Source organism: Leclercia sp. UBA5076 (assembly GCF_002416465.1).
Classification (GTDB): Bacteria; Pseudomonadota; Gammaproteobacteria; order Enterobacterales; family Enterobacteriaceae; genus Enterobacter.
Genome location: NZ_DIAO01000004.1, coordinates 265,698 through 292,225, shown reverse-complemented (window position 1 = coordinate 292,225; position 26,528 = coordinate 265,698). Strand labels below are relative to the sequence as shown.

At 59.1% G+C, this 26,528-nt stretch carries 22 protein-coding genes; 11 read left to right on the top strand and 11 right to left on the bottom strand.

The window, feature by feature from the left end:
• Positions 1-31 precede the first annotated feature (31 nt).
• The 3 genes from B3X29_RS05000 to B3X29_RS04990 are packed head-to-tail and all read left to right on the top strand — an operon-like array spanning position 32 to position 4,220.
• Positions 32-1,132, top strand: a complete 1,101-nt coding sequence (locus B3X29_RS05000; protein ID WP_156654146.1) for an HlyD family secretion protein — start codon at positions 32-34, stop codon at positions 1,130-1,132.
• Entirely contained in the window at positions 1,129-2,700 is a 1,572-nt protein-coding gene (locus tag B3X29_RS04995; RefSeq protein ID WP_159339252.1) for a DHA2 family efflux MFS transporter permease subunit, read from the top strand. The genes B3X29_RS05000 and B3X29_RS04995 overlap by 4 nt, the downstream gene beginning before the upstream one ends.
• Positions 2,697-4,220 carry an efflux transporter outer membrane subunit gene (locus B3X29_RS04990; RefSeq protein ID WP_201304726.1) on the top strand — a complete coding sequence of 508 codons (1,524 nt, stop codon included), beginning with the start codon at positions 2,697-2,699 and terminating at the stop codon, positions 4,218-4,220. The genes B3X29_RS04995 and B3X29_RS04990 overlap by 4 nt, the downstream gene beginning before the upstream one ends.
• 812 nt (positions 4,221-5,032) lie before the next feature.
• Here B3X29_RS04990 and ldtB read toward each other — a convergent pair.
• Positions 5,033-5,953 (bottom strand): L,D-transpeptidase, encoded by a 921-nt coding sequence (gene ldtB, locus B3X29_RS04985; protein WP_103178805.1) that lies wholly within the window; start codon positions 5,951-5,953, stop codon positions 5,033-5,035.
• 219 nt (positions 5,954-6,172) lie between these two features.
• Between ldtB and B3X29_RS04980 the strand changes: the two genes are divergently transcribed.
• Positions 6,173-7,768, top strand: a complete 1,596-nt coding sequence (locus B3X29_RS04980; RefSeq protein ID WP_103823489.1) for an ABC-F family ATPase — start codon at positions 6,173-6,175, stop codon at positions 7,766-7,768.
• A 407-nt stretch (positions 7,769-8,175) separates the two neighbouring features.
• Here B3X29_RS04980 and B3X29_RS04975 read toward each other — a convergent pair whose 3' ends face one another.
• From B3X29_RS04975 to B3X29_RS04960, 4 genes are all read right to left on the bottom strand, one after another.
• Complete coding sequence (locus B3X29_RS04975) at positions 8,176-9,438, bottom strand: DUF1479 domain-containing protein (RefSeq protein WP_103178807.1); 1,263 nt, start codon at positions 9,436-9,438, stop codon at positions 8,176-8,178.
• Between the two features lie 150 nt (positions 9,439-9,588).
• Complete coding sequence (locus tag B3X29_RS04970) at positions 9,589-10,404, bottom strand: Cof-type HAD-IIB family hydrolase (protein WP_103178808.1); 816 nt, start codon at positions 10,402-10,404, stop codon at positions 9,589-9,591.
• A gap of 168 nt (positions 10,405-10,572) precedes the next feature.
• Complete coding sequence (locus B3X29_RS04965; protein ID WP_159339250.1) at positions 10,573-13,005, bottom strand: formate C-acetyltransferase/glycerol dehydratase family glycyl radical enzyme; 2,433 nt, start codon at positions 13,003-13,005, stop codon at positions 10,573-10,575.
• Between the two features lie 4 nt (positions 13,006-13,009).
• Positions 13,010-13,909, bottom strand: a complete 900-nt coding sequence (locus tag B3X29_RS04960; protein WP_159339249.1) for a glycyl-radical enzyme activating protein — start codon at positions 13,907-13,909, stop codon at positions 13,010-13,012.
• Positions 13,910-14,036: 127 nt separating this feature from the next.
• On the opposite strand from B3X29_RS04960, the gene fsa reads away from it, so the two are divergent.
• Entirely contained in the window at positions 14,037-14,699 is a 663-nt protein-coding gene (gene fsa / locus B3X29_RS04955) for a fructose-6-phosphate aldolase (protein ID WP_159339248.1), read from the top strand.
• A gap of 89 nt (positions 14,700-14,788) precedes the next feature.
• Here fsa and moeB read toward each other — a convergent pair whose 3' ends face one another.
• Positions 14,789-15,541, bottom strand: coding sequence for a molybdopterin-synthase adenylyltransferase MoeB (gene moeB, locus B3X29_RS04950; protein ID WP_156654151.1), 753 nt, complete (start codon positions 15,539-15,541; stop codon positions 14,789-14,791).
• Between the two features lie 2 nt (positions 15,542-15,543).
• Entirely contained in the window at positions 15,544-16,776 is a 1,233-nt protein-coding gene (moeA, locus tag B3X29_RS04945) for a molybdopterin molybdotransferase MoeA (protein WP_159339247.1), read from the bottom strand.
• Positions 16,777-16,965: 189 nt separating this feature from the next.
• On the opposite strand from moeA, the gene iaaA reads away from it, so the two are divergent.
• Genes iaaA through gsiD form a run of 5 tightly spaced genes read left to right on the top strand, consistent with a single transcriptional unit; the run spans position 16,966 to position 23,239 of the window.
• Positions 16,966-17,904, top strand: a complete 939-nt coding sequence (gene iaaA / locus B3X29_RS04940; RefSeq protein WP_159339246.1) for a beta-aspartyl-peptidase — start codon at positions 16,966-16,968, stop codon at positions 17,902-17,904.
• 11 nt (positions 17,905-17,915) lie between these two features.
• Positions 17,916-19,787 (top strand): glutathione ABC transporter ATP-binding protein GsiA, encoded by a 1,872-nt coding sequence (gene gsiA / locus B3X29_RS04935; RefSeq protein ID WP_159339245.1) that lies wholly within the window; start codon positions 17,916-17,918, stop codon positions 19,785-19,787.
• Between the two features lie 32 nt (positions 19,788-19,819).
• Positions 19,820-21,358 (top strand): glutathione ABC transporter substrate-binding protein GsiB, encoded by a 1,539-nt coding sequence (gene gsiB / locus B3X29_RS04930; protein ID WP_156654155.1) that lies wholly within the window; start codon positions 19,820-19,822, stop codon positions 21,356-21,358.
• 47 nt (positions 21,359-21,405) lie between these two features.
• Positions 21,406-22,326: a glutathione ABC transporter permease GsiC gene (gene gsiC, locus B3X29_RS04925; RefSeq protein ID WP_159339244.1), complete on the top strand. Its 921-nt coding sequence runs from the start codon at positions 21,406-21,408 to the stop codon at positions 22,324-22,326.
• Position 22,327: 1 nt separating this feature from the next.
• A complete protein-coding gene (gene gsiD, locus B3X29_RS04920) occupies positions 22,328-23,239 on the top strand; it encodes a glutathione ABC transporter permease GsiD (RefSeq protein ID WP_103178818.1) in 912 nt (303 codons plus the stop codon).
• A gap of 107 nt (positions 23,240-23,346) precedes the next feature.
• On the opposite strand, the gene B3X29_RS04915 is transcribed toward gsiD, so the two are convergent.
• Both B3X29_RS04915 and B3X29_RS04910 read right to left on the bottom strand, forming a co-directional pair.
• Positions 23,347-24,087 carry a nitroreductase family protein gene (locus B3X29_RS04915; protein WP_159339243.1) on the bottom strand — a complete coding sequence of 247 codons (741 nt, stop codon included), beginning with the start codon at positions 24,085-24,087 and terminating at the stop codon, positions 23,347-23,349.
• Between the two features lie 109 nt (positions 24,088-24,196).
• Positions 24,197-24,874, bottom strand: a complete 678-nt coding sequence (locus tag B3X29_RS04910; protein ID WP_159339242.1) for a type 1 glutamine amidotransferase domain-containing protein — start codon at positions 24,872-24,874, stop codon at positions 24,197-24,199.
• 149 nt (positions 24,875-25,023) lie between these two features.
• Here B3X29_RS04910 and B3X29_RS04905 point away from each other — a divergent pair, with 149 nt between their 5' ends.
• Complete coding sequence (locus B3X29_RS04905) at positions 25,024-25,461, top strand: GNAT family N-acetyltransferase (protein ID WP_103178821.1); 438 nt, start codon at positions 25,024-25,026, stop codon at positions 25,459-25,461.
• A gap of 57 nt (positions 25,462-25,518) precedes the next feature.
• On the opposite strand, the gene B3X29_RS04900 is transcribed toward B3X29_RS04905, so the two are convergent.
• Together B3X29_RS04900 and B3X29_RS04895 are read right to left on the bottom strand one after the other, a co-directional pair.
• Positions 25,519-25,692, bottom strand: a complete 174-nt coding sequence (locus B3X29_RS04900; RefSeq protein ID WP_168192009.1) for a hypothetical protein — start codon at positions 25,690-25,692, stop codon at positions 25,519-25,521.
• A gap of 80 nt (positions 25,693-25,772) precedes the next feature.
• Positions 25,773-26,336, bottom strand: coding sequence for a hypothetical protein (locus tag B3X29_RS04895; RefSeq protein WP_159339241.1), 564 nt, complete (start codon positions 26,334-26,336; stop codon positions 25,773-25,775).
• Between the last annotated feature and the right edge of the window lie 192 nt (positions 26,337-26,528).

Genomic DNA, 26,528 nt, shown 5'->3' with positions numbered 1-26,528 from the left:
TACCGCTCACTAACAGGATGGATGCTGTTCTATGGCCGAAGAAAACCACACCTCTGACGACGCAGATAATAAAGACAATAAAGAGACTGAACGTAAACGCCCCGGCAAAAAACCGCTGATTATTCTGGGTATTGTGGTGATCGTGATGGTCATCGTGGCCCTGGTCTGGTGGATGATGACCCGAAACCAGGAGACCACCGACGATGCCTTCACCGAAGGCGACGCCGTCACCATCGCCCCGAAAACCGCAGGCTACGTCACCGAACTGCGGGTGCGGGATAACCAGCGGGTGAAAAAAGGCGATCTGCTGGTGACCATCGATCCCCGGGATACGCTCGCCCAGCGCGATCAGGCTAAAGCCCAGTTGGGTCTGGCCGAGGCCCAATTGCATCAGGCCCAGGCGCAGCTTGCCCTCTCGAAAGTGCAATATCCCGCCCAGCGCGACGAAGCGAATGCCCAGGTGATTAAAGCCCAGGCCGATCTCGCCAATGCCCAGGCGGAGTATCGCCGTCAGCGCGGCGTCGATCCCCGCGCCACTACCCAACAGAGCATCGACGCGGCCAATGCCCAGCTGCGCAGCGCCCAGGCCCAGCTAGCCAGCGCCAAAGCGCAGCTTGAGGTGGCCTCCCAGGTGCAACTGCAAATTCGTCAGCAGGAGACCAACGTCGAAGCCCGGGAACGTCAGGTGGAGCAGGCGCGCGCCCAGCTGGAGACCGCCGAGCTGAACCTCTCTTACACCCAGGTGCGTGCTCCCTTTGATGGCTACATCACGAAGCGCAACGTCCAGACCGGTACCCTGGTGCAGGCGGGCACCGCGCTCTTTTCTCTGGTTTCGAGCGATATCTGGGTGGTGGCCAACTTCAAAGAGTCCCAGCTGGAGCGGATGCGCCCCGGGAATAAGGTTACGCTGAGCGTGGACGCCTGGCCGGATATGGAGCTGGAAGGGCATGTCGACTCTATCCAGCAGGGGAGCGGCTCGCGCTTTGCCGCCTTCCCGTCGGAGAACGCCACCGGTAACTTCGTGAAGATCGTCCAGCGCGTGCCGGTGAAAATTGTCATTGATAAAGGGCTGGACCCTAATAAGCCGCTGCCGCTGGGCCTGTCGGTTGAGCCGAAGGTAACCGTGGAATGACCGACCACAGCCATGAAAACTGGCGGCCCGCCAGCAACCCGTGGGCGGTGGCGATCGTCGTCACCCTCGCGGTGTTTATGGAGATCCTTGATACCACCATCGTGAACGTGGCGCTGCCCCACGTGGCGGGCTCACTCTCCGCCAGCTATGACGAATCCACCTGGGTGCTCACCAGCTATCTGGTGGCGAACGGCATCGTGCTCCCCATCTCGGCGTTTCTGAGCCGGCTTTTTGGCCGCAAGCAGTTCTTCCTGATCTGCATTGTGATGTTCACCATCTGCTCCTTCCTGTGCGGGATCGCCACCGAGCTTTGGCAGATCATCCTGTTCCGTATTCTGCAGGGCTTCTTCGGTGGCGGGCTGCAGCCGACCCAGCAGTCGGTGCTGCTCGACTACTTTAAGCCGGAAGATCGCGGCAAGGCTTTTGGCCTGTCGTCCATCGCCATTATTGTCGCCCCGGTGCTGGGGCCGACGCTCGGCGGCTGGATCACCGATAACTACTCCTGGCGCTGGGTGTTCTTTATTAACATTCCGGTGGGGATAGTGACCGTTCTGGCGATCTATCAGCTGCTGGAAGATCCGCCCTGGGAGAGTAAATCGAAGGAGAAACTCTCCGTCGACTGGACCGGCATCGGGCTTATCGCCCTTGGCCTCGGCTGCCTGCAGGTGATGCTCGACCGCGGGGAAGACGAAGACTGGTTTAACTCGAACTTTACGCGTACCTTCGCCGTCCTGACGTTGATCGGCATTATCGGCGCCATCTACTGGCTGCTGTATGCCAAAAAGCCGGTGGTGGATCTGCACTGCATGAAGGATAAAAACTTCGCCGTCTCCAGCCTGCTGATGGCCGGTATGGCGATGATCCTCTACGGCAGTTCGGTGGTGATCCCGCAGCTGGCGCAGCAGGACCTGGGCTATACCGCCACCTGGTCAGGGCTGGTGCTCTCGCCCGGCGCGATCCTCATTGTGCTGACCATCCCGCTGGTGCTGAAGCTGATGCCGATTGTGCAGACGCGCTGGATCATCGCCTTCGGCTTTGCCTGCCTGGCGACGGCCTTCTTCTGGTCGCGGACGCTGACGCCGGATATCGACTTCGAGACCCTGGTGCTGTTCCGCAGCGCCCAGTCGATTGGGCTGGGGTTCCTGTTTGTGCCTCTGACCACCATCGCCTTTATCTCGATCCCCCGGCGGCTGAACGCCGACGCTGCGGCGCTTTTTACCATGTTCCGTAACGTAGCGGGGTCAATCGGTATTTCGCTCTCGACGGCAGCCATTACCGAGCGCTCCCAGGCCCACAGCGCCCATCTCGCCACGCATACCTCGGCGTTTGATGAGCCGTTCCAGCAGACGATCCGCGAGATGGCCCAGGCGATCCAGAACTTTACCACCCAGGTGGGCGACCCCACCGGCATCGCCACCGGGCGCATGTACCAGGCGATGATTGAGCAGTCGCGTTTCCTGGCCTACGTGGACGTCTTCACCATTCTGAGCGCGGTGGCCCTCTTACTGATTCCGTTTTGTTTGTTGCTCTCGCCAGTTAAGAGCGAGGGGAGTGCAGGAGCACACTGATGATTCGACGTTTAAGCCCCCTGATGTTAATGCTGCTGCTGGCAGGCTGTGCCGTAGGGCCTGATTACCAGCAGCCCGCGCCGCAAACCCCGAGCCAGTGGAACGATCCGGGTGATGGCGGCGTGAAATCACAAACCGCGTCGAGCGCCATCAATCCTCGCTGGTGGAAATCCTTCGGCGATCCGCAGTTGGACAGCCTGATTGAGCGCGCCATCGCCGGCAACCTGTCGCTACAGCAAACCGTGCTGCGCATCGCCGGGGCGCGGGAACAGATCAACCAGGCGGGCGGCGCCTTCTTCCCGGCGGTGAACGGCAACCTGCAGGCTACCCGGCAGCAGCTGGGGCTGGAGGGGGAGCTGAAATCCCACGGCGTGTACGACCAGCTTGATGATGTCGACCCTGAATTGCGCGGGGCGCTGGGGCCGCTGACCCAGCCGATTAACCTCTATCAGGGCAGCTTTGACGCCCAGTGGGAGCTGGATCTGTGGGGCAAGGTGCGCCGCCAGGTTGAAGCCGCCAACGCTCAGCAGCAGGCGGCTATCGAGCAGCGCAACGATGCGCTGGTGTCGCTGGAGGCGGAAGTCGCCCGCGCCTGGCTCCAGCTGCGCGGTGCCCAGAGCAGCATCGCGACGCTCAACACCCAGATCGAGAGCGCGCAGCAGACTCTGGATCTGACCAGCAGCCGCCAGCGCGGCGGCCTGTCGCCGCAGATGGACGTGGAGAACGCCCGCGCCCAGCTCGGCAATCTGGAGGCGCAGCTTCCGCAGTATGAAGCCCAGGCGCGGCAGGCGATGAACGGCCTGGCGATCCTGCTGGGCAAACCGCCGGGGGCGCTGGACGGCGAATTGCAGGCCAGCAAACCGCTGCCCGCGTTGCCGGAAATTGTCCCCACCGGGATCCCGTCCACGCTGGCGCGGCGACGTCCGGACGTGCGTGAGGCCGAGGCGAATCTGCATGCGGCCACCGCGCAGATCGGCGTGTCGGTGGCGCAGCTCTTCCCCAGCGTCTCCCTCAGCGGCCAGTTTGGGCTGCGTAACAGCGAGGCCAGCTGGCTCACCGACTGGAGCAGCCACTTCTACAGCGTCGGGCCGCAGGTCTCTATTCCTATCTTCCAGGGCGGACGGCTGGTCTCCAGCGTGAAGGTCGCCCGTGCCCAGCAGGGCGCCGCCGTGCTGGACTATCGTCAGACGGTGCTTACCGCGCTGGGGGATGTGGAAAATGCGCTGGTCAGCTACCGCACCGACCAGAAGCGGGAGGCGGGATTAAGCAAAACCATCGATGCGCTGCAAAACGCTTTCGATCTGGCGAGCAGCAGCTATCGTCAGGGGATCGCCACCTTTATCGACGTGCTTGATGCCCAGCGCCAGCTGGCCCAGGCGCAGCAGCAGCGGGATCAGGCCCGGGTACAGAGCGCGCTGGATCTGGTGGCGCTTTATAAAGCGCTTGGCGGGGGATGGGAGCCGTATCAGGAGGTGCAGCTGCCGGATTATGCTGTGTTTGGGGATGCGCCGAGGGGATGATTTAGCGCTTTGGAAAGAAATTGCATATTCGCCTTTCAGAGGCAAGTTCCGTTCACTTTATGACGGATAGAATATGACGTTCCATCACACGTGAACGGGAAAAGGGGGCCACCGCGGCCCCCTTTTCAATCCCCGCGGCCCCGCAAGAAATCGGTGCTTCGCACTGCGCTCACCTCCCGACCTGCTGCCTGCGGTCGGCTCAACTCGTGATTACTCGTCCCGTCCCTGGGACTCGCCCCTTCGGGGCCAACGCAAGCGTTGTTCAAAATTGCTCCCAGCAATTTTGTCTGTCTCGATTCGCCTCTGGCCGCCATCCCTGGCGTCCAGCCCTTGTCATCCGGTCTCCGGTTCGCCGATTTCAGCGGGAACTCAACCCCCGTGCCACATTTAGGCAATGAAATAAGGATTTAAATAATTTATTCAAAAAATTCTGAAGGCGGAGGGAGCGTAGGTCCGGCTGAAAATCGCCGAAGCGTTTCCTGTAGGCCGGGGCGAGGCGCATGGATGCGCCGAGAGGGCGTGACCTACATGGATGTAGGATCACGCCCGACCCGAAAGCCGGAAGGAATAAGCTGAAGACAAAATTGCCGGGAGCAATTTTGGACAGCGCTTGCGCTGGCCCCGAAGGGGTGAGCCCCAGGGATGGGGCGAACAATCCGCGAAGCGGCGATTTTCTTTGCCGGGAGCCGGGATTGTTAAGGGGGCGGCGATAGCCCCCTTAACACGTTCACCGCAGCGGGGTGAACATAATGCAGAGATGCTTTAGTGAACGGAACAATTCCACTGTTTCAGCAGAATTGTTCCTATTGCCATCAGTTCAACCGAACCGGCATCCCCGAACGATTCTGAATCGCCTGATCCACAATCGTCGCATCCACATCCTGCTGGCCGGTCACCGCCTGCACATTGCTGGTCAGGGTAATTGGCACAGTCACGTTATTGTCGATCTGCTCTTCGCTGGTAGAGAGCGGGTTATGCACTTCGAGGTAACGGCTGCCATCTGGCTCGGTGGTCGCTTTTACCGGCTCGTTGATGAACTGTACGCGAGTACCCACCGGTACGTTTTCGAACAGGAATTTGATGTCGTCGTTACGCAGACGCACACAACCGTGGCTCACGCGCAGGCCGATACCGAAGTTGGCATTGGTGCCGTGAATCGCATACAGACGGCCAATATAGAGCGCGTACAGACCCATTGGGTTATCCGGGCCCGCAGGCACAACGGCTGGCAGCGGCTCGCCCGCGGCAATGTATTCCGCGTGCATTTTCGCGGTTGGGGTCCAGGTTGGGCCCGCTTTCTTACGCTCAACTTTGGTGGTCCAGTTCATCGGGGTATCTTTACCCAGCTGGCCGATACCGATTGGCAGCACGATTACGGTGTTGGTGCCTTTCGGGTAGTAGTACAGACGCATTTCGGCGCTGTTGATGATGATACCTTCATGCACGGTATCCGGCAGGATCAGCTGCTGAGGAATGTTCAGCACGGTGCCGCCTTTCGGCAGGTACGGATCGACGCCCGGGTTAGCTTCCATCATGTTGGAGAGGCCAAGTTGATATTCTGCTGCGAAATATTCCAGCGGCTGGCTGTTGCCTTCTTCAATGGTCACAACCTGGTTCTGACCGACCAGACGGCTACCGTCGGTTGGCAGTGGATAGGTGACAGCAGAAGCGGTCTTGCAAAACCCTACTACGGCAAACGCCGCCGCAAAAAGCGAAGTTAATTTCATATTCATGTTGTGCGAGGTATCTGTGCCACGTTGGCAGGTTGTTTAAAAGTCAGAACGGTTTAGGGAGCGCATTATATGTGCATTCCCACCCGCATGGAATTCGGATGTGTACTAAATCACACTTTTTTCAATTCTGTTAAGTGTAGCGCTACGTTGTTAAGCGGGATCTCATTTCGGAATTGTGGCATAATGCCGGGTTTATCACACTTCTCGCAGGAATCTCCCGTGTTAGTTACCAGCAACGTCACTATGCAGTTTGGCAGTAAGCCGCTGTTCGAAAACATTTCCGTCAAGTTTGGCGGCGGCAACCGTTACGGCCTGATTGGTGCCAACGGTAGCGGAAAATCCACCTTCATGAAGATCCTCGGCGGCGATTTAGAGCCGACCCTGGGCAACGTTTCTCTCGATCCGAACGAGCGCATCGGTAAGCTGCGTCAGGATCAGTTCGCCTTTGAAGCGTTTACCGTGCTTGATACGGTGATCATGGGGCACGTTGAGCTGTGGGAAGTGAAGCAGGAGCGCGATCGCATCTACGGCCTTGCCGAAATGAGCGAAGAAGATGGCTATAAAGTGGCCGATCTCGAAACCCAGTACGGCGAAATGGACGGCTACTCCGCCGAAGCCCGCGCCGGTGAGCTGCTGCTCGGCGTCGGTATTCCGGTTGAACAGCATTACGGCCCGATGAGCGAAGTCGCGCCAGGCTGGAAGCTGCGTGTTCTGCTGGCGCAGGCGCTCTTCTCCAACCCGGATATCCTGCTGCTCGACGAACCGACGAACAACCTGGACATCGATACCATTCGCTGGCTGGAGCAGACGCTGAACGAGCGTAACAGCACCATGATCATCATCTCGCACGACCGTCACTTCCTGAACATGGTCTGCACCCACATGGCCGATCTCGACTACGGCGAGCTGCGCGTTTATCCGGGCAACTACGACGAGTACATGACCGCCGCGACCCAGGCGCGTGAGCGTCTGCTGGCCGACAACGCCAAGAAAAAGGCGCAGATTGCCGACCTGCAATCCTTCGTCAGCCGCTTTAGCGCCAACGCCTCTAAATCCCGTCAGGCCACCTCCCGCGCCCGTCAGATTGACAAAATCAAGCTGGAAGAAGTTAAAGCCTCCAGCCGTCAGAACCCGTTCATCCGCTTCGAGCAGGATAAGAAACTGTTCCGTAACGCGCTGGAAGTGGAAGCCCTCACCAAGGGCTTTGAAGAGGGGCCGCTGTTTAAAAACTTCAACCTGCTGCTGGAAGTGGGTGAGAAGATCGCGATTATCGGCGCCAACGGCGTGGGTAAATCCACCATGCTGAAGACCCTGGTGGGCGAACTCCAGCCGGACAGCGGCACCGTGAAGTGGTCCGAAAACGCCTCTATCGGCTATTACGCGCAGGATCACGAGTATGAGTTTGAAAACGACCTGACCGTATTCGAATGGATGAGCCAGTGGAAATCAGAAGGCGACGACGAGCAGGTGGTGCGCAGCTTCCTGGGCCGTCTGCTCTTCAGCCAGGACGATATCAAAAAACCGGCGAAGGTCCTCTCCGGGGGTGAGAAGGGCCGTATGCTGTTCGGCAAGCTGATGATGCAGAAACCGAACATTCTGGTGATGGACGAACCGACCAACCACCTGGATATGGAATCGATCGAATCGCTGAACATGGCGCTGGAGATGTATCAGGGCACCCTGATCTTCGTCTCCCACGACCGTGAGTTCGTCAGCTCGCTGGCGACCCGCGTAATTGAAATTACGCCGGAGCGCGTGGTGGACTTCAGCGGTAACTACGAAGACTACCTGCGCAGCAAAGGTATCGACGGCTAATCACCCGTTTCTGACCCTTCCCGTTCGGGGAGGGTCTGCTTTCCCCCTGTCTACACGCTTTCCCCCGCATTTTTCATAACTTCTTGTTTATAAACACAATATCAATGCGTTTATATAATTGGTATACCAATTATGGCACCATTTCACCTGTCATATAACTATCGGAAAATTGGTATAAAAACTTAAAAGAAAGGAGAACCGGCGGCGAGCGGAAATCAGGCAGTTTCGTGCAAAAAGCGGGATAAAAGCGGCACACACTTTGTAACCGTTATGCGGTGAGACATCATGACCTGTTGTTTGCGTTAAGAAAAATGATTTTTAACGTAACCGGAGCGCGGTCACAAAATTACCGGGGGGAGATTAAGCGGGGCGGCGACGCCCATACTGGACGCGCCGCCATAAAGGGGTCAGGCCATGCCGAGTGCGCGCTTGCCGTGAATGTTCAGATCATCAACGGTGAAACGTGACTGCCACGTCGCTTCATAATCTTCACGCGGGAAATCGCCTGGCGAGGCGCCGGTTTCCAGCGCCGCTTTTACCTTCTTCGCATAGGCGAGGTTTTTCTCACACATCGGCGCCGCCGGAATGTACATCACGTTGCCCCAGCCCTGCTGGTTCTCGACCGGGGCCACCGAGTGGATCACATCGCAGTGCCACCACACGGAGTCACCTGCTTCCAGAGCCGGAATGCTGGTCAACGCTTCCATTAACAGCGGATGCCACTTCTCGGAGATCGGCAGCACGCGTCCTGGCGCCACGCCGCAGAGTTCATCTTCCGGCACATCATCCAGCAGCGGACGCAGCAGAATGTACGCCATCGCTTCCGGGATTGGCACCACGTGCAGCAGCCCCTGATCCGGGATCATATCTGAGAGCGCCGTCCAGCCCTGGAAGGTGCGGAACACCGAGCATTTGGTGGTGTTGTCCACGGTGTACTCTTCCACTTCGGTGCGGTGGGCGGCATCCCACGGATCGTACTGCTCGATATTGCCATCAAAGACCCGGGCGAAGACCTGCTGATAGGCCGGAAGCAACCAGCGCTCCAGCGCGCCGGAGTCAGTGTGCGCCCCCAGACCCTTCGAGGTGGTTCCCGGCGGACGGCGACGAATGCGGTCCGGGTAGATCACGCTGACGTCCGGGTTGAACCACTGCTTGCCGTTGCTCTCAAAAGTCCATAAACGGTTCAGGAATGACTGCACCTGGGCCATCTCTTCGCTCTGACGGGCTTCCATCTGGGCGTGCGACCAGTAGATCGGGTAGATCTCCGGGCGGGAGGCGGTGAGGGTGCCAAAGAAGTTATCCCCCGGACCTTTATAGACATCATCAAAACGGTTGAGATCCAGATAGTCGAGCATCGCGTTATCCCACGCCAGCGCCTGCTCACGCGGGAAATGACCTTTGATTACCGCACAGCCCCGGCGTTTCACCGCCTCGCGCTGCGCCGGGCTGATGTTACCGCTCTGCACGTCGGCAAAGGGGATCACCGGCCAGACAGGATCGCCTTTGCTTTTCAGGGCATTAATTTCTGCCACGCGGCTGGCAATTTTATCGCTCAGGCGATCAAACACGCCCTGCACGTCGCCAATCTGCGCCCGCAGGTCACGTTTCATCTGGCGGATGGCCGCTTTGTGATCAGCGGGCAAAGTTTCACTGGTAAACGTTAAGGTCATAACAGCCTCGCTATCTTTCATTCGAAAGTAAAAGTAATTACAAGTGATACTTTAGGTTAAAAAAAAGTTAATGCAAGTTAAATAACTTGATGAAGTGCACAACCCGGAGAAAAAGAGGGAGGTTCGCCGGAGGAGGCTCCGGCGGGAAAATCAGTTGCTGAAAGGCGGGGTGTTATCGAGGACGGCCTGAATCACGTTCAGCGCGCCCTGGTGGTTGTTGTCGTCGGTCTGATAGCGGGTGATGGCTTTGATATTTTCGCCCGCGTTACCCATGGCGAAGGAGTAGTGGGCAAATTTCAGCATTTCGGCGTCATTACCGCTGTCGCCAATGGCGACGCACGCCTGCGGGGAGATGTGCCAGCGTTTCAGCAGGCGGCTGATGCCGTTGGCTTTATGCAGGCCGGGAATGATCAGATCGACAAAGCCAAACCCGCTGGTCACCGGCTTCATGATGCCGTCGAGGGAGACATGCAGGGCGTCAATCAGGTTCGGGATATCGCTGTCCGGCAGGTTCAACGAGAACTTGAACAGTACGTCGTCGATGTCGCGATAGTCGCTGATGCGCTGTAAGCGGTGATAGTGTTTTGACATCAGGTCGACGAAGGCATCGGGTGCCTTGTCGCTGACGTAAGCACTCTCCAGACCGCAGGCGACAAAATTCAGGGCGCTATCTTTCAGCAGTTCGCCAATGACAATCTGCGACTCATGTTTGGTCAGTTCGCCGTGGAAGATCTGCTCGCCGTGATCGAACACCAGCGCGCCGTTCTCCGCCACGAAGGAGATCTGCGATTTCAGCTCCGGGAAGAAGGAGATGAGCTGGTAATACTGGTTGCCGCTGGCGACAACGAACTCGATATTGCGGGCCTGAAGTTGCTGGAACTGCGCCTGAAAGCGGTCACGATCGTACTGCTTGGCGTCATCAAGAAAAGTTCCGTCCATATCGGTGACGATAACTTTAACGGTCATACATTGCGCTCCTGGATATAACTGCGACCAGCAACATTCTAATAACAATGTGACCAAAACCACAAATTTAATTTCGAATGAAAGTGAAAAGCCGGGTGGCGCTGACGCTTACCCGGCCTACGGGGGGAATTGTAGGCCCGGTAAGCGTAGCGCCACCGGGCAATGGGGTTACAGCGTATGCTCAGTACGCGCAATAATATCGTCCTGCGCATCCGGTGACAGGGCGGTGAAGAATGCCGAGTAACCCGCCACGCGCACCACCAGATCACGATACTGATCCGGGTGTTTCTTCGCTTCCAGCAGCGTTTCGCGCGACACGATGTTGTACTGGATATGCCAGCCTTTATGCACCTCGAAGAAGGTGCGCAGCAGCACCATCAGCTTCTGGCGGTCGCTGTCGTTATCCAGCGTCGCCGGGTTGAGCTTCTGGTTCAGCAGCACGCCACCCAGAATCGCCTCGGTCGGCAGTTTGCCCACGGAGCCGATAACCGCGGTTGGGCCCAGGTGGTCCGTACCGGAGGCCGGGCTGGCCCCTTCCGCCAGCGGAGTATGCGCTTTACGCCCGTCCGGGGTCGCCATGGTTGCCGCGCCAAACGGCACGTTGGCGGAGATGGACGAGGTGCCGGCATAGTAGTTGCCGCCAATTGGACCGCGACCGTAGCGCGGGTTATGGTACTGCTTCAGCTCTTCGATGTAGGTCTGGTAGGCACGGGTCAGCAGCAGATCCACGCTGTCGTCGTCGTTGCCGTACTTCGGCGCGCCGTTGATCAGACGCTGGCGCAGCTGCTCGTGGGTCAGCCCCTCGTAATCATCCGCAAGGGCCGCCGCCAGCTGCTGCTGACCAATCGCCCCCTCTTCAAAGACCAGCTTCTTCACCGCCGCCAGGCTGTTGCCAAGGTTGGCGATGCCCACCTGCAGGCCGGATACCCAGTCGTACTTCGCGCCGCCCTGCTTGATGCTCTTCGCGCGCTCGATGCAATCATCCACCAGCGCCGAGCAGAGAATGTCGTGGACGTTCTCTTCCAGCATGGTGTCCACCACATATTCGATTTCGATGGACTTGCGGGTGTAGTAGCGGATCTGGCTATCCCAGGCGGTCATCACTTCGTCAAAGTTGTTGAAGTTGCCCGCCGAGAGCGCTTTTTCCTGCGGCAGGAATACTTTACCGCTGGTGGCGTCGCGGCCACCCTCCATCGTCGCCAGCATCACGCGGGCGAAGTTAATGAAGCTCATGCCGGTGCAGCGATAGCCCCACTTGCCGCCCACGGCGGTTTCGATACAGCCGATGGCCGCATAGTCGTAGGCGTCCTCTTTCTCTACCCCGAGCTTGATAAATTCCGGGATCACAATCTCATCGTTGTTGAAGGCTGGCATCCCGAAGCCACAGCGGATCACCTGCACGCAGGCGTCGAGGAAGTCGTTGCTCATGCCTGCATGGTAGCGCACGCTCAGGTTCGGCTGGGTGGAGCGCAGACGACCGCAGGATTCCAGAATCGCGTAAGAGAGCGGGTTCACCGCATCCATCGCCATACCGTTCACCAGTTTCTGTCCGCCGATGGTAACGTTCTGATACAGCGGGCTACCGGCAGAGGCTTTGGAGTGGGAGCCGGAGCGGATCTTGTTCACCTCCAGCAGCTTCAGCCAGCAGCTGTGCAGCAGCTCAATGGCGTGCTCACGATCCAGAGACTGGTTCAGCTCCACGTCGCGGCGGTAGTACGGGTAGAGATACTGGTCCATCCGGGCAAAGGAGACCGAATGGCCGTTGGACTCAATCTGCAGGATCAGCTGGATGAAATAGCACAGCTGCAACGCCTGCCAGAAGGTTTTTGGCGGTTCGTGGGCGATCACATCGCAGTTTTCCGCCATGGCCAGCAGTTCGTCGCGGCGGCGTTCGCGGGTTTCGCTGGCGGCCATCTCACGCGCCAGGTCGGCAAAGCGTTCGATATGCATACTTACCGCTTCCAGCACGATATCGATCGCTTTCAGGAACTGTTCACCGTGCAGATCATCCAGTACCGTCAGGTTGATGCGGGAGCGGCGCTCGGCCACCTTGTGGCGCAGGCCGTCGAGCCCCTTTTCCAGCAGCAGCGGGAAGTTCACCGCCAGGTGGGCGTCGCCGGAGGTCATGTTGCCTTCGGCTTTAATAATCCCGGTTTCCAGCAGGCCTTTTTGCTCATCGGTGAACATACCGTAGCAGCGATCCTGCACCGTCTGGCCACGCCACCACGGGCAGAGTTCATGCAGAACGCGTTTGTTCTCTTCGCTTACCGCAAAGCCCGCGCCCGGACGGTCGGCGAGATCGTCGATCTCTTTTTCAATCCACGAGACGGTGTATTCCGGGAAGATCGGCGCAGCGCGCACTTCGCTTGCCTGGTTACCCATAATCAGTTCGTCATGTTTGATCCAGATGGTGCGCTGCGCCAGGTGATGCGCCAGGGCCAGCGCGCGGCGGACCGGGATCGGCTTATCCATATGCTGCTGGTACATTTCCGTATAGTGCTGCGCACGTTCGGTACAGACCGGCGGCTTTACAATATGGACCAGGGCAGTTTTATGCGCCTTAATGCGATCGCTCAGGGTAGTAAGATTCAGCTGTGTCATAACATTATCCTCGTAAGGTCGCGGTTAACCCTTTCTGGGCGGCGTACTGCCGGGCAAAGTCCAGTAATGCAGGATTATCGAGCGGTTTATCTGGGGCAGAGTAGGGTTGGCCGAGCAGGGTGTATTTGTTCATGCCCAGCGTGTGATACGGTAAAAAATGGATGTCACGGACGTTCAGTTCATCCGCGGCAAAATTGGTAATCGCGGTAATCGACGCTTCATCGGCGTTAAAGCCCTGGATCAGCGGCACGCGAATGGTGAGCGTTTTCCCGGCGGCGGCGAGGCGTCTGAGGTTATCCAGCACCCGTTTCGCCGAGCCGTCGGTCCACTGCTTAAAGACCGCGCCGTCGACATGTTTCAGGTCGGTGAGAAACAGATCGATGTACGGTAACGACGGTTCGATATAGTGCCACGGCACGTGCAGACAGGTTTCCACGGCGGTATGAATGCCCGCGTCGTGGCTGGCCTGGAAGAGGGCGCGGGCCAGCGTCGGGTTCATAAAAGGTTCGCCCCCGGAGAGGGTGACGCCGCCGCCGCTGCGATCGTAAAACGGCTTATCCCGCAGGACGGTCGCCATGATCTCCTCCACCTGCTTCTCTTCACCGCAGACGGTCAGGGCCTGAGTCGGGCAGCAGTGGGTGAGGGCATCCAGATGGGTATCGTCGAGTTTTTCGCGGTGGATCACCAGGCCATTCAGCGTGCGGTGGATGACCGCGGGCGCCGCCTGCTGGCAGAGGTTACACCCCTCCAGGCACAGGCGAGCGTCGAACAGCAGATCCCGCGAGCGTTCGCGGCTTTCAGGGTTCTGACACCAGCGGCAGCCCAGGGAGCAGCCTTTCATAAAGACCACGGTACGAATCCCCGGGCCGTCGTGTGTCGAATAACGCTGAATGTTGAAGATCATAATGTCGCCTCTTGTTGCGTATGAAGATTAAATTACTTTCGAATGAAAGTTATCTTGACGCAAATCAACTCTGAGGCAGGTTTTGCCGTGATAGGGTTACGGCATAGTCATTTTTGAGGACCCCATCATGGAACTGTATCTCGACACATCCGACGTCATTACTGTTAAAAAACTGGCCCGCGTCTTTCCGCTGGCAGGCGTCACCACCAACCCAAGCATTGTTGCCGCGGGCAAAACGCCGCTGGAAGTCCTGCTGCCGCAGCTGCAGGAGGCGATGGGCGGCCAGGGCCGTCTGTTTGCCCAGGTGATGGCGACCAGCGCGGAAGGGATGGTGGAAGATGCGCTGAAGCTGCGCGGTATCGTCGCGGATCTGGTGGTCAAAGTGCCGGTCACGGCGGAAGGGCTGGCGGCCATTAAGATGCTGAAAGCGCAGGGTGTGCCGACGCTCGGTACGGCGGTCTACAGCGCGGCGCAGGGGCTGATGGCGGCGCTGGCGGGGGCGGAGTATGTCGCGCCCTATGTCAACCGCGTGGATGCGCAGGGCGGGGATGGCATTCAGACGGTGGCGGAGCTGCAACAACTGCTGACGCTCCACGCGCCGCACGCCAAAGTGCTGGCCGCGAGCTTCAAAACCCCGCGTCAGGCGCTGGATTGCCTGCTGGCGGGCTGTGAATCCATCACCCTGCCGCTGGATGTGGCCCAGCAACTGATTACCTCTCCGGCGGTGGACGCGGCGATTGCAAAATTTGAGCAGGACTGGCAGAACGCCTTTGGACGGACATCGATCTGACCTTATTGCCGGGCGGCGCTAACGCTTGCCCGGCCTACGGTTCGAGGTTTTTGTAGGCTGGGTAAGGCGAAGCCGCCACCCGGCATGTTTTACCCCCCGCACACCTCACACCCCGGATTGCGCATCAGCTTCATCTCGCGGAACTGGCAGGTCATCGCGTCGTACATCACGATTTTCCCCGCCGCGGGCGTGCCGTAACGGGCCAGCACCTTAATCGCCTCCATCGCCTGCATCGACCCGATCACCCCCACCAGCGGCGCCATCACCCCCGCCTCAACGCAGGTCAGGGCGTTTTCGCCAAACAGACGGCTCAGGCAGCGGTAGCAGGGCTCGCCCTCCGCGTACGTAAAGACGCTCACCTGTCCTTCCATACGGATCGCTGCCCCGGAAACCAGCGGTGTCTTATGAGCGAAACAGCCCGCATTGAGCTGATTGCGAATGGTGACGTTGTCGGTGCAGTCGAGCACCAGATCGTGTTGGGCTATCTGGTCAGAGAGCGCGGCGTCGTCGAGCAGGGCGTTGAGCAGCGTAAACTGCACGTTAGGGTTGATGCGCGAAAGCGATGCCTGGGCCGAGACCACTTTCGGCTCACCCAGGGTCGCATCGCTGTGCAGGGTCTGGCGTTGCAGGTTGGAGAGCGACACGGTGTCGAAATCGAGCAGCGTCATGCGCCCGACACCGGCCGCCGCCAGATACTGCGCCGCGGCGCAGCCTAATCCGCCGAGGCCGACCACCAGCACATTCGCGGCCTTTAACGCTTCCTGGCCGTCGAAATCAAAGCCGCGCAGCACAATCTGGCGATTGTAGCGCAGCATCTCGTTGTCGCTCAGCTCCACCGTCATGGTTAGCCTCCAAACAGGGCGTTAAACGGCTCGACTTCCACCCACTCACCCGCTTCCACGTTACCGCGTTCGCGCTCAAGCACGATAAAGCAGTTCCCCTGGCTGAAGGAGCTGAAGATATGCGAGCCCTGATGTCCGGTGGAGCGCACCTCCAGCTCGCCCTCGGCGTTACGCGCCAGAATGCCGCGCTGGAAGTCGAGACGGCCCGGCGATTTTTTCAGGCGGGTGGCGGCGCGGACGCGCTGGCGGGCGGGCAGGCTGTGCGCCCGGTTGCCGGAGAGCTTCGCCAGCAATGGTTGTACCAGCTGATAGAAGGTGAGCGCCGCAGAGACCGGGTTCCCCGGCAGGCCGCAGAACCAGCTATCCGGCAGTTTGCCGAAGGCGAAAGGTTTGCCGGGCTTGATGGCCAGTTTCCAGAAGCCGATCTCACCCAGTTCATCGAGGATCGTTTTGGTGTAGTCCGCTTCGCCCACCGAGACGCCACCGGAGCTCAGGACCACGTCGGCCACGCGATCGGCTTCGATAAAGGCCTCCCGCAGTTTTTGCGGATCGTCAGGAATAATGCCGAGGTTGATCACCTCACAGCCGAGCTGCTCCAGCATCAGGTGCACCGCCAGCCGGTTGGTGTCGTAGATCTGCCCTTCGGCCAGCGGCTGGCCCGGCAGCTGAAGCTCATCGCCGGTGGAGAAGAGCGCCACGCGCACCTGGCGCACCACGGCGATCTCTGCAATGCCCAGCGAGGCCAGCACCGGCAGTTCGGCGACGGTCAGTTTTGTCCCCGCCGGGAAGACGGTCGCGCCGAGGGCAATATCTTCCCCGCTGCGGCGGATATTTTGTCCCGGCTTAACGCTGGCGGTAAAACGCACGCCATCGTCGGTCTGCTCGGTCTCCTCCTGCATCACCACCGCATCGCAGCCTGGCGGCACCGGCGCGCCGGTCATAATGCGCACGCAGCTTCCGGCAGGCCATTCACCCTGGAAAGGCTGACCGGCAAAGGCTTTTCCCGCCACCAGCAGCGCGGTGCCTGCCGCCAGATCCGCCAGACGCACGGCGTAGCCATCCATCGCTGAGTTATCAAAGCCCGGCACGTTCAGGGGAGAGATGATGTCGGCGGCGGTCACGCGGCCAAAACAGCGCAGCAGCGGCAAGGTTTCCTGCTCTGTAAGCGGAGAAATTCGATCGAGCATCTGGGTGAGTGCCGTCTCAAGCGGCATCAGTCCGGCGGTAAAATCCATGGGTCACTCCAGGGAGAGAATAACGAAGGCGGCCATTATGGCAGAAAAGTGCCGTTAACTGTATGACACCATGGGCTTACCCTTTACATCACGGTGACGTCTTTCTATATTCAAAAATTATATGAATTGTCAGCCACGATAATGATATTTATAAAAAAAGCGGCCATTACGTGCCCAAAGGTAAAGTAAATGGGGAAGGCAGTCATCGCAATCCACGGCGGCGCCGGGGCTATCACCCGCGCGCAGCTTAGTCAGGAGCAGGAGAGGCGTTACGTTGAGGCGCTCTCATCGATTGTGGAAACCGGCCAGCGGATGCTGGAGGCGGGCGAAAGCGCGCTGGATGTGGTTACCGAGGCGGTACGCCTGCTGGAGGAGTGCCCGCTGTTTAACGCCGGGATTGGCGCGGTATTCACCCGGGATGAAACCCACGAGCTGGATGCCTGCGTGATGGACGGCATTAGCCTGAAAGCGGGCGCCGTGGCCGGGGTCAGCCATCTGCGCAACCCGGTGCTGGCCGCCCGTCTGGTGATGGAGCAGAGCCCGCACGTGCTGCTGGTCGGGGAGGGCGCCGAGAAATTTGCCTTTGCCCACGGCATGGAGCCGGTGTCGCCGGAGATTTTCTCTACCCCGGAGCGCTATCAGCAACTGCTGGCGGCCCGCGGGGCGGATGAAACCCGGCTCGACCACGCCGCCCCGCTGGACGAGGCGAGCAAAATGGGGACCGTGGGCGCCGTCGCGCTGGATAAAGCGGGGAATCTGGCTGCGGCCACCTCCACCGGGGGAATGACCAATAAACTGCCTGGCCGGGTGGGCGACAGCCCGCTGCCCGGTGCAGGCTGCTACGCCAATAACGCCAGCGTGGCGGTCTCCTGTACCGGTACCGGGGAGGTGTTTATCCGCACCCTGGCGGCCTATGACATTGCCGCGCTGATGGATTACGGCGGCTTAAGCCTGGCAGAAGCCTGCGAGCGGGTGGTAATGGAAAAACTCCCGGCGCTGGAGGGCAGCGGCGGGCTGATTGCCATCGATCGCGAGGGCAATGTGGCACTACCGTTTAACAGTGAGGGCATGTACCGTGCCTGGGGATACGCAGGCGATACGCCGAGCACCGGGATTTACCGTGAATAAGGGGGAGAGGCATGCCGCACAGTGATGAACTGGACAGTCAGCAGGTGCTGGCGGTACACAACCTGAACGTTGCCTTTTCCGACAACCGTCAGTCGATCCCGGCGGTTAAACACCTCTCTTTTTCGCTAAAACGCGGCGAGACGCTGGCGATTGTCGGTGAGTCCGGTTCCGGTAAATCGGTGACCGCGCTGTCGCTGATGCGCCTGATTGAACAGTCCGGCGGGCAGGTGGCGTGCGATAGCCTGCTGCTGCGCCGTCGCAATGGCCAGGTGAGCGATCTCACCGCCCTGAACCCCTCCCAGATGCGCAGCGTGCGCGGCGCGGATATCGCCATGATTTTCCAGGAGCCGATGACCTCCCTCAATCCGGTTTTTCCGGTGGGGGAGCAGATCGCCGAATCCATTCGCCTGCATCAGGGTCTGAACCGCGATGGGGCGCTGGCCGAAGCCCGGCGCATGCTGGAGCAGGTACGGATCCCGGAGGCCGACGCCGTGCTGTCGCGTTATCCGCACCAGCTTTCCGGCGGCATGCGCCAGCGGGTGATGATCGCCATGGCGCTCTCCTGTCGCCCGGCGGTGCTGATTGCCGATGAACCGACCACCGCGCTGGACGTCACCATCCAGGCGCAGATCCTGCAGCTCATCAAGGTGTTGCAGGAGGAGATGGAGATGGGGGTGATCTTTATCACCCACGATATGGGCGTGGTGGCGGATATCGCCGATCGGGTGCTGGTGATGTATCAGGGCGAGGCGGTTGAAACCGGCACTGTGGAGCAGGTTTTCCATGCCCCTGAGCACCCCTATACGAAGGCGCTGCTGGCCGCGGTGCCACGTCTGGGGGCGATGAACGGCAGCGATCTGCCCCGGCGTTTTCCGCTGATCTCCCTTGCCGAACCCGGCCATCAGGAGGCCGAAACCGAGCAGGATACCGTGGTGCCCGGCGAGCCCATTTTACAGGTGCGCGACCTGGTAACCCGCTTTCCCCTGCGCGGCGGCCTGTTTAACCGCGTCAGGCGCGAAGTCCACGCGGTGGAGAGCGTCAGTTTCGATTTATGGCCCGGCGAAACGCTGTCGCTGGTGGGCGAATCCGGCAGCGGCAAATCGACCACCGGCCGGGCGCTACTGCGGCTGGTGGAGGCCCAGGAGGGCACCATCACCTTTAACGGTGAGCGCATCGACACCCTGCCGGCCGGGAAGCTGCAACCCCTGCGGCGGGATATTCAGTTTATTTTCCAGGATCCCTACGCCTCCCTCGATCCCCGCCAGACGGTGGGCTATTCGATTATGGAGCCGCTGCGGGTGCATAACCTGCTGGACGGGGATGCCGCCCAGCGGCGGGTGGCGTGGCTGCTGGAGCGCGTGGGTCTCAAACCGGAACATGCCTGGCGCTATCCCCATGAATTTTCCGGCGGCCAGCGGCAGCGGATCTGTATTGCCCGCGCGCTGGCGCTGAACCCGAAGGTGGTGATTGCCGACGAGTCCGTCTCGGCGCTGGATGTCTCCATCCGGGCGCAGATCATTAATCTGCTGCTCGATTTACAGCGCGAGATGGGCATCGCCTTTCTGTTTATTTCCCACGATATGGCGGTGGTGGAGCGCATCAGCCACCGGGTGGCGGTGATGTACCTCGGGCAGATTGTCGAGATTGGCCCGCGGCGGGCGGTGTTTGAAAATCCGCAGCACCCTTACACCCGCAAACTGATGGCGGCGGTACCGGTGGCCGATCCGGCTCACCGGCAGGCCCGACGGGTGCTGCTGCAGGACGAGCTGCCGGGCAACATTCGCCAGCGGGGAGAACCCACCGAGCGCGTGGCGTTGCGGGAGGTCAGCCCCGGCCATTTCGTCGCGCCGCCGCGTCAGGACAATGCTTTTTCGCGTTTATAACTTAAGACAGCAGGGAACAACAGGAGAAGAACATGACAAAATTTGTTGCTCGCAGATGGCTGTTAGCCGCGAGCGTAACGGCGGTCCTCGCGGCCACGCCGGCCTTCGCAGCAAAAGATGTGGTCGTGGCGGTGGCCTCCAATTTCACCACCCTCGATCCCTATGATGCCAACGACACGCTCTCCCAGCAGGTGGCGAAGTCGTTTTATCAGGGGCTGTTCGGCCTCGATAAAGAGATGCAGCTGAAAAACGTACTGGCCGAGAGCTACACCGTCTCTGATGACGGGCTGGTCTACACCATCAAGCTGCGCAGCGGGGTGAAGTTCCAGGACGGCACCGACTTCAACGCGGAAGCGGTAAAGGTCAACCTCGATCGCGCCAGCAACCCGGACAACAGCCTCAAGCGCTACAACCTCTATAAAAATATCGCCAGCACCGAAGCCGTCGATCCCACCACGGTAAAAATCACTCTCAAAGAACCCTTCTCCGCCTTTATCAACATTCTGGCGCACCCGGCCACGGCGATGATCTCCCCGGCGGCGCTGAAAAAGTATGGCAAAGAGATTGGCTTCCATCCGGTGGGTACCGGGCCGTATGAGCTGGTGACCTGGAACCAGACCGACTTTGTGAAGGTGAAGAAATTTGCCGGTTACTGGCAGCAAGGGCTGCCGAAGCTGGACACCATCACCTGGCGTCCGGTGGTGGATAACAACACCCGCGCGGCGATGCTGCAGACCGGCGAAGCGCAGTTTGCCTTCCCGATCCCCTATGAGCAGGCTGCGCTGCTCGGCAAAAACAGCAAGCTGGAGCTGGTCGCCAGCCCGTCCATTATGCAGCGCTACATCAGCATGAACGTGACGCAAAAGCCGTTCGATAACCCGAAAGTGCGCGAGGCGATCAACTACGCCATCAACCGCGAGGCGCTGGTGAAGGTGGCCTTTGCGGGCTATGCCACTCCGGCAACCGGGGTCGTGCCGCCCACCATCGCCTATTCCCAGCAGTACCATCCGTGGGAATACAATCCGACAAAAGCGCGCGCGCTGCTGAAAGAGGCTGGCTACCCGAATGGCTTCAGCACTACCCTGTGGTCGTCGCACAATCACAGCACCGCCCAGAAGGTGCTGCAGTTTACCCAGCAGCAGCTGGCGCAGGTGGGCATTAAGGTGAAGGTGACGGCAATGGATGCCGGACAGCGTGCCGCCGAAGTGGAAGGCAAAGGGCAGAAAGAGAGCGGGGTGAGGATGTTCTACACCGGCTGGTCGGCCTCTACCGGCGAAGCCGACTGGGCGCTGTCGCCGCTGTTCGCCTCGCAAAACTGGCCGCCAACGCTGTTCAATACCGCGTTTTACAGCAATCCGCAGGTGGATAAAGATCTGACGGATGCCCTGAAAACCACCCAGCCGGAAGAGAAAGCGAAACTGTATAAGGACGCGCAGGATACCATCTGGAAGGAGTCGCCGTGGGTGCCGTTAGTGGTCGAGAAACTGGTTTCGGCGCATAACAAGGCGCTGACCGGGTTCTACATCATGCCGGATACCGGCTTTAGCTTTGACGACGCGGATCTGAAATAGAGCACTCATTCCCGCAGGCATGCCCCTGCGGGATGAGAGGAATGTGCATGCTGAATTATGTGATTGAACGCCTGCTTGGCCTGATCCCGACGCTGCTGATTGTCGCGGTGCTGGTCTTTTTATTTGTGCATCTGCTGCCAGGCGATCCGGCGCGGCTGATTGCCGGTCCGGAAGCGGATGCCACGGTCATTGAGCTGGTGCGTAAGCAACTGGGGCTGGATCAGCCGCTTTACCGGCAGTTCTGGCACTACATCACCAACGTCCTGCAGGGGGATTTTGGTACCTCGATGGTCTCCCGTCGGCCCGTTTCCGCGGAGATCGCCAGCCGCTTTATGCCCACCTTCTGGCTGACCCTCGCCAGCATGGCCTGGGCGGTGCTGTTTGGCCTGATGGCCGGGATTGTGGCAGCCGTGTGGCGTAACCGCTGGCCGGACCGGCTGGGTATGGCGCTGGCGGTGACCGGCATCTCCTTCCCGGCCTTTGCGCTGGGGATGCTGCTGATGCAGATCTTTTCCGTGGAGCTGGGCTGGCTGCCCACCGTGGGTGCGGACAGCTGGCGGCACTACATCCTGCCTTCGCTGACGCTCGGCGCGGCGGTGGCGGCAGTGATGGCCCGCTTCACCCGCGCCTCGTTCGTGGATGTGCTGAATGAAGACTATATGCGCACCGCCCGGGCGAAGGGGGTGAGCGAGAGGTGGGTGATCCTCAAGCACGGCCTGCGCAATGCGATGATCCCGGTGGTCACGATGATGGGACTACAGTTCGGTTTTCTGCTCGGCGGCTCCATCGTGGTGGAAAAGGTCTTCAACTGGCCGGGGCTTGGGCGCCTGTTGGTCGATTCTGTCGACATGCGCGACTACCCGGTGATCCAGGCGGAAGTGCTGCTCTTTTCGCTGGAGTTTATTCTTATCAACTTAGTGGTGGATGTCCTGTATGCCGCCATTAATCCGGCTATCAGGTATAAGTAAGATGCGACTGTTAAACTGGCGCCGGCAGGCCATGTTAAAGGCGATGCCGGGGCTCAAACCGGATCAGATCCGCACCCCGTGGCATGAATTCTGGCGACGTTTTCGTAAGCAGCCGGTGGCGATCGCCGCCGGGCTGTTCGTGCTGATGCTGATCCTTGTGGCGATACTGGCACCGTGGATCGTCCCGTTCGATGCGGAAAACTATTTCGATTACGACCGTCTGAACGAGGGGCCATCAATGATGCACTGGTTCGGCGTGGACTCGCTGGGGCGTGATATCTTCAGCCGGGTGCTGATGGGGGCGCAGATTTCGCTGGCGGCGGGCGTGTTTGCGGTGCTGATTGGCGCGGCCATCGGTACGGTCCTGGGCCTGCTGGCGGGCTACTATGAGGGCTGGTGGGACCGGATTATCATGCGCATCTGTGATGTGCTCTTTGCCTTCCCCGGCATTCTGCTGGCGATTGCGGTGGTGGCGGTGATGGGCAACGGCATGGCCAACGTGATTATCGCCGTGGCGATCTTCTCCATTCCGGCCTTCGCCCGTCTGGTGCGCGGCAATACCCTTGTATTGAAACAGCAGACCTTTATCGAGTCGGCGCGCAGTATCGGCGCCAGCGACACCACGATTCTGTTTAATCACATCCTGCCGGGCACCGTCTCCTCCATCGTGGTCTATTTCACCATGCGTATTGGGGTGTCGATTATCTCCGCCGCCAGCCTGTCGTTCCTCGGCTTAGGCGCCCAGCCGCCCACCCCGGAATGGGGCGCAATGCTTAACGAGGCGCGGGCCGATATGGTGATTGCTCCGCACGTGGCGCTGTTCCCGAGCATGGCGATCTTCCTCACCGTGCTGGCGTTTAATCTGTTGGGTGATGGACTGCGGGACGCGCTGGACCCGCGCATTAAGGGGTGATCGGGTGCTCGCATTTATGCCGGGTGGCGCTGACGCTTACCCGGCCTACAAACGGCATTTAACCCGTAGGCCCGCGCAAGCGCAGCGCCGCCGGGCAAGGGCAGAGATTACTTGTCGACGCCGAAGCCCTGCTTAATCAGGGCTGGCAGTACGTCCGGGAAGTAAATGTGCTGGTAATAACCGCTCACGCTTTCACTCCAGGTTTCGCCGTCGGTACGGTTAATCGCCTGCCAGTGTTCGGTCATCTGCTGGTTGTAGCGGGTGATTTTCGCTTCCAGCCCGTCGGTGACATAGGCTTCGTCGTGGCGGAAGGTCTCCAGCGGCAGACGCGGTTTGTGATGGGATGGCACATCGACATGACCAATCACCACGCCCGCGACCGGGAAGGTGTGTTCCGGTAGCTCAAGCAGTTCAATCAGCTCTTGCGGCTTCAGACGGATCCCGCCAATCGGCACAATCCCCAGCCCTTCAGAACGGGCCGCCGCCATCACCGAGCCCAGGGCAATGCCCACGTCGGTCGCGCCTGCCACCAGGCTTTCGATACTCTGGTGCGCCACCTGCTCGTTACCCGCCAGCTTCATGCCAACCTCGGTTTTGTACATATCCAGCACAAAGGTGATAAACACCGGGGCTTTGGCAATCCACGGCTGGCCGCCGGCGATCTGTGAAATTTGCGCCCGCTTTTCGGCATCGCGCGTGACAATAACCGACACCTGCTGGGAATGGACGGAGGTAGGAGCACGGTAAGCAGTGCTGATAATGCGTTCGAGCGTGGTGTCATCGATGGCTTGATCGGTAAAGCTGCGCTCGCTTTTATGGTCGTTAAACAGGTCAATAATGGTGTTCATGCGTTCTCCCGTGTGAAGCGCAAAATCTTAACAGCCTGAAACTGTTTTGCATTTAACACTCTTTGCGGTTCACGCAGGCGAAAAGCCCGGCCAGCGGCCGGGTGGGGAGTTAGCGCAGCGCAGCAACCAGCGCTTTGGCCGTCTCTTCGGAGCTTGCCGGGTTCTGCCCGGTGATCAACTGGCCGTCTTCGACAATAAAGGATCCCCAGTTCGGGCCTTTCTGGTAGTTCGCACCCAGGGCGATCAACTCATCTTCCACCAGGAAAGGAACGATGTCGGTCAGCTCGACGTCGGCCTCTTCGCCATTGGTAAAACCGGTCACCTGACGGCCCTTGACCAGCGGCTCGCCAGAGGCGGCCTTCACATGGCGCAGAACGCCCGGAGCATGGCAGACGAAGCCGGTGAGTTTACCCGCGCGGGTGAAGGCTTCAATCAGGGAGATGGAGGTCTGGGATTCGGCCAGATCCCACAGCGGGCCGTGGCCGCCCGGATAGAAGACGGCATCAAAATCGTCCTGACGCACGCTGTCGAGCTTCAGGGTATTGGCGAGCTCGCGCTGGGCCGCCGGATCGGCTTTGAAGCGCCGGGTCAGTTCGGTCTGAAAATCGGCGGAATCACTTTTGGGATCCAGTGGCGGCTGGCCGCCCGCCGGGGAAGCCAGCACCACCTCGGCACCTGCGTCTTTGAAGACGTAATAGGGGGCGGCAAACTCCTCCAGCCAGAAGCCGGTTTTCTTGCCGGTATTGCCCAGTTCACTGTGAGAGGTGAGAACCATTAAGACTTTCATTGTTTTCTCCGGTGATGTGGATAGCTATAAAGGTAGCCTGGTTCAGCGAAGCCATCCCCGGAGGGAGGGCCGTTTCAGAATGATTACGGCAGCTTCCAGACAATCCTTGTTATCATCGGGAGATATCAGACACATCAAGGATCACATCAATGATTAAGGTGCGTGAAGCGAAAGCGGAAGATTACGCAGCATGGTTAGCGCTGTGGCAAGGCTATCTCGATTTTTACGGCACCGCGCTGGATGAGGCGGTGACGCTGGCGACCTGGCGCCGGGTATTATCCCCGGATTCGGGACTGTTTTGCCGACTGGCAGAAACGGAACAGGGTGTAGTGGGTTTTGCCATCTGCGTGCTGCATGAAGGCACCTGGGTAACCCAGCCGCTGTGTTATCTGGAAGATCTGTTTGTGGATGACGCGGCGCGCGGCAAAGGGGCGGGCAGGGCGCTGATCGAAGCCATTATTGCTGAGGCCCGGAATAAGGGCTGGTCGAAGGTCTACTGGGTGACCCGGGAGGGCAATCCGGCCCGGGCGCTCTATGACAAGCTGGCCACGGTGGATGATTACGTTCGCTACCGGATTACGATCTAACTCGGTGCATAGTCAGCCCCTCTCTTTAGAGAGAGGGCTGGAATGAGAGGAAATCCCTTAGCCTAATTTGACGTATTCAGCCTTCTTTGTTGGACCCACGAGATCCCTCTCTTTTTCACGCTGGCCTACTTGTGCAAGTTTGTTGCCGTCAATCGTTGCCCAGAAGTCTGCGGCGCGTTGGGCCGCAGCCATCGCTTTGGTGGAATCAATTTTTTTGTTTTGCTTGATCATAACCTCTCCCGGTTAGTTTTTGACCATTGCATCTGAGTTTACAGCGGTCGTCTTTGCCTGACAAACAGTCCATTTTTATGTCAGGTCATACTCATCACTTTACGTCGAATCATTGCCTGAATATCTGCTACTGAAGAAGACATTTTATTGGGTGCGTAAAAAACTTGTGAGAACCCATATGCTCGATATCGTGGTTTTATCTCCTCCAATGGATTTTCTATAACCACATCCTCAAGTTCCATCATGCTGCAAAATATTGTCGAATAGACCAGTGCAATGATAAAGACGTTGCCTGTAAGTGCGGAGTGTTCATCAGTTATCAGATTTTCCAGCATACAAATGGCGAACTCTTCCCGGCGAGCATCATATTTGCAAATTATCGCTGCATGCAGGGCGCCGGGATCGTTAGCCTTCGTACTTTTTAGGCTGATATCTAAAATGCCGTCATCGTTGGCGCTTCCATGATAATGCTCCATCCCCCATCGCCAGTTGAGAACAGCGTTATCGCTCTCTTTATGAAGATAATTTTTGTCTGTTTGACTTAACGCGCTGACTACAATGCTGCCCCAACCGAAACCCTGTATGATTTTTTGGGTAGTGTTAAGGCACTGCTCGTGTATTTCCTGGAGCGATAAATTGCGCATTTCATCAGCCTTCCTTAGCTGTCATCTTCTCACGTTGTCGTGAGAGAAAACGGTCATAACCCGATTCGGTTTAATGTTATTGGCGTACAAACACCCTACGCCGCAAACAGGCACGGTTAAAGCAGGGAAATAGCGCAGAATTCAATCCTGCGAGGCGCCTTCAGAAAAGATGTAAATCTACCCGGCCTGGGC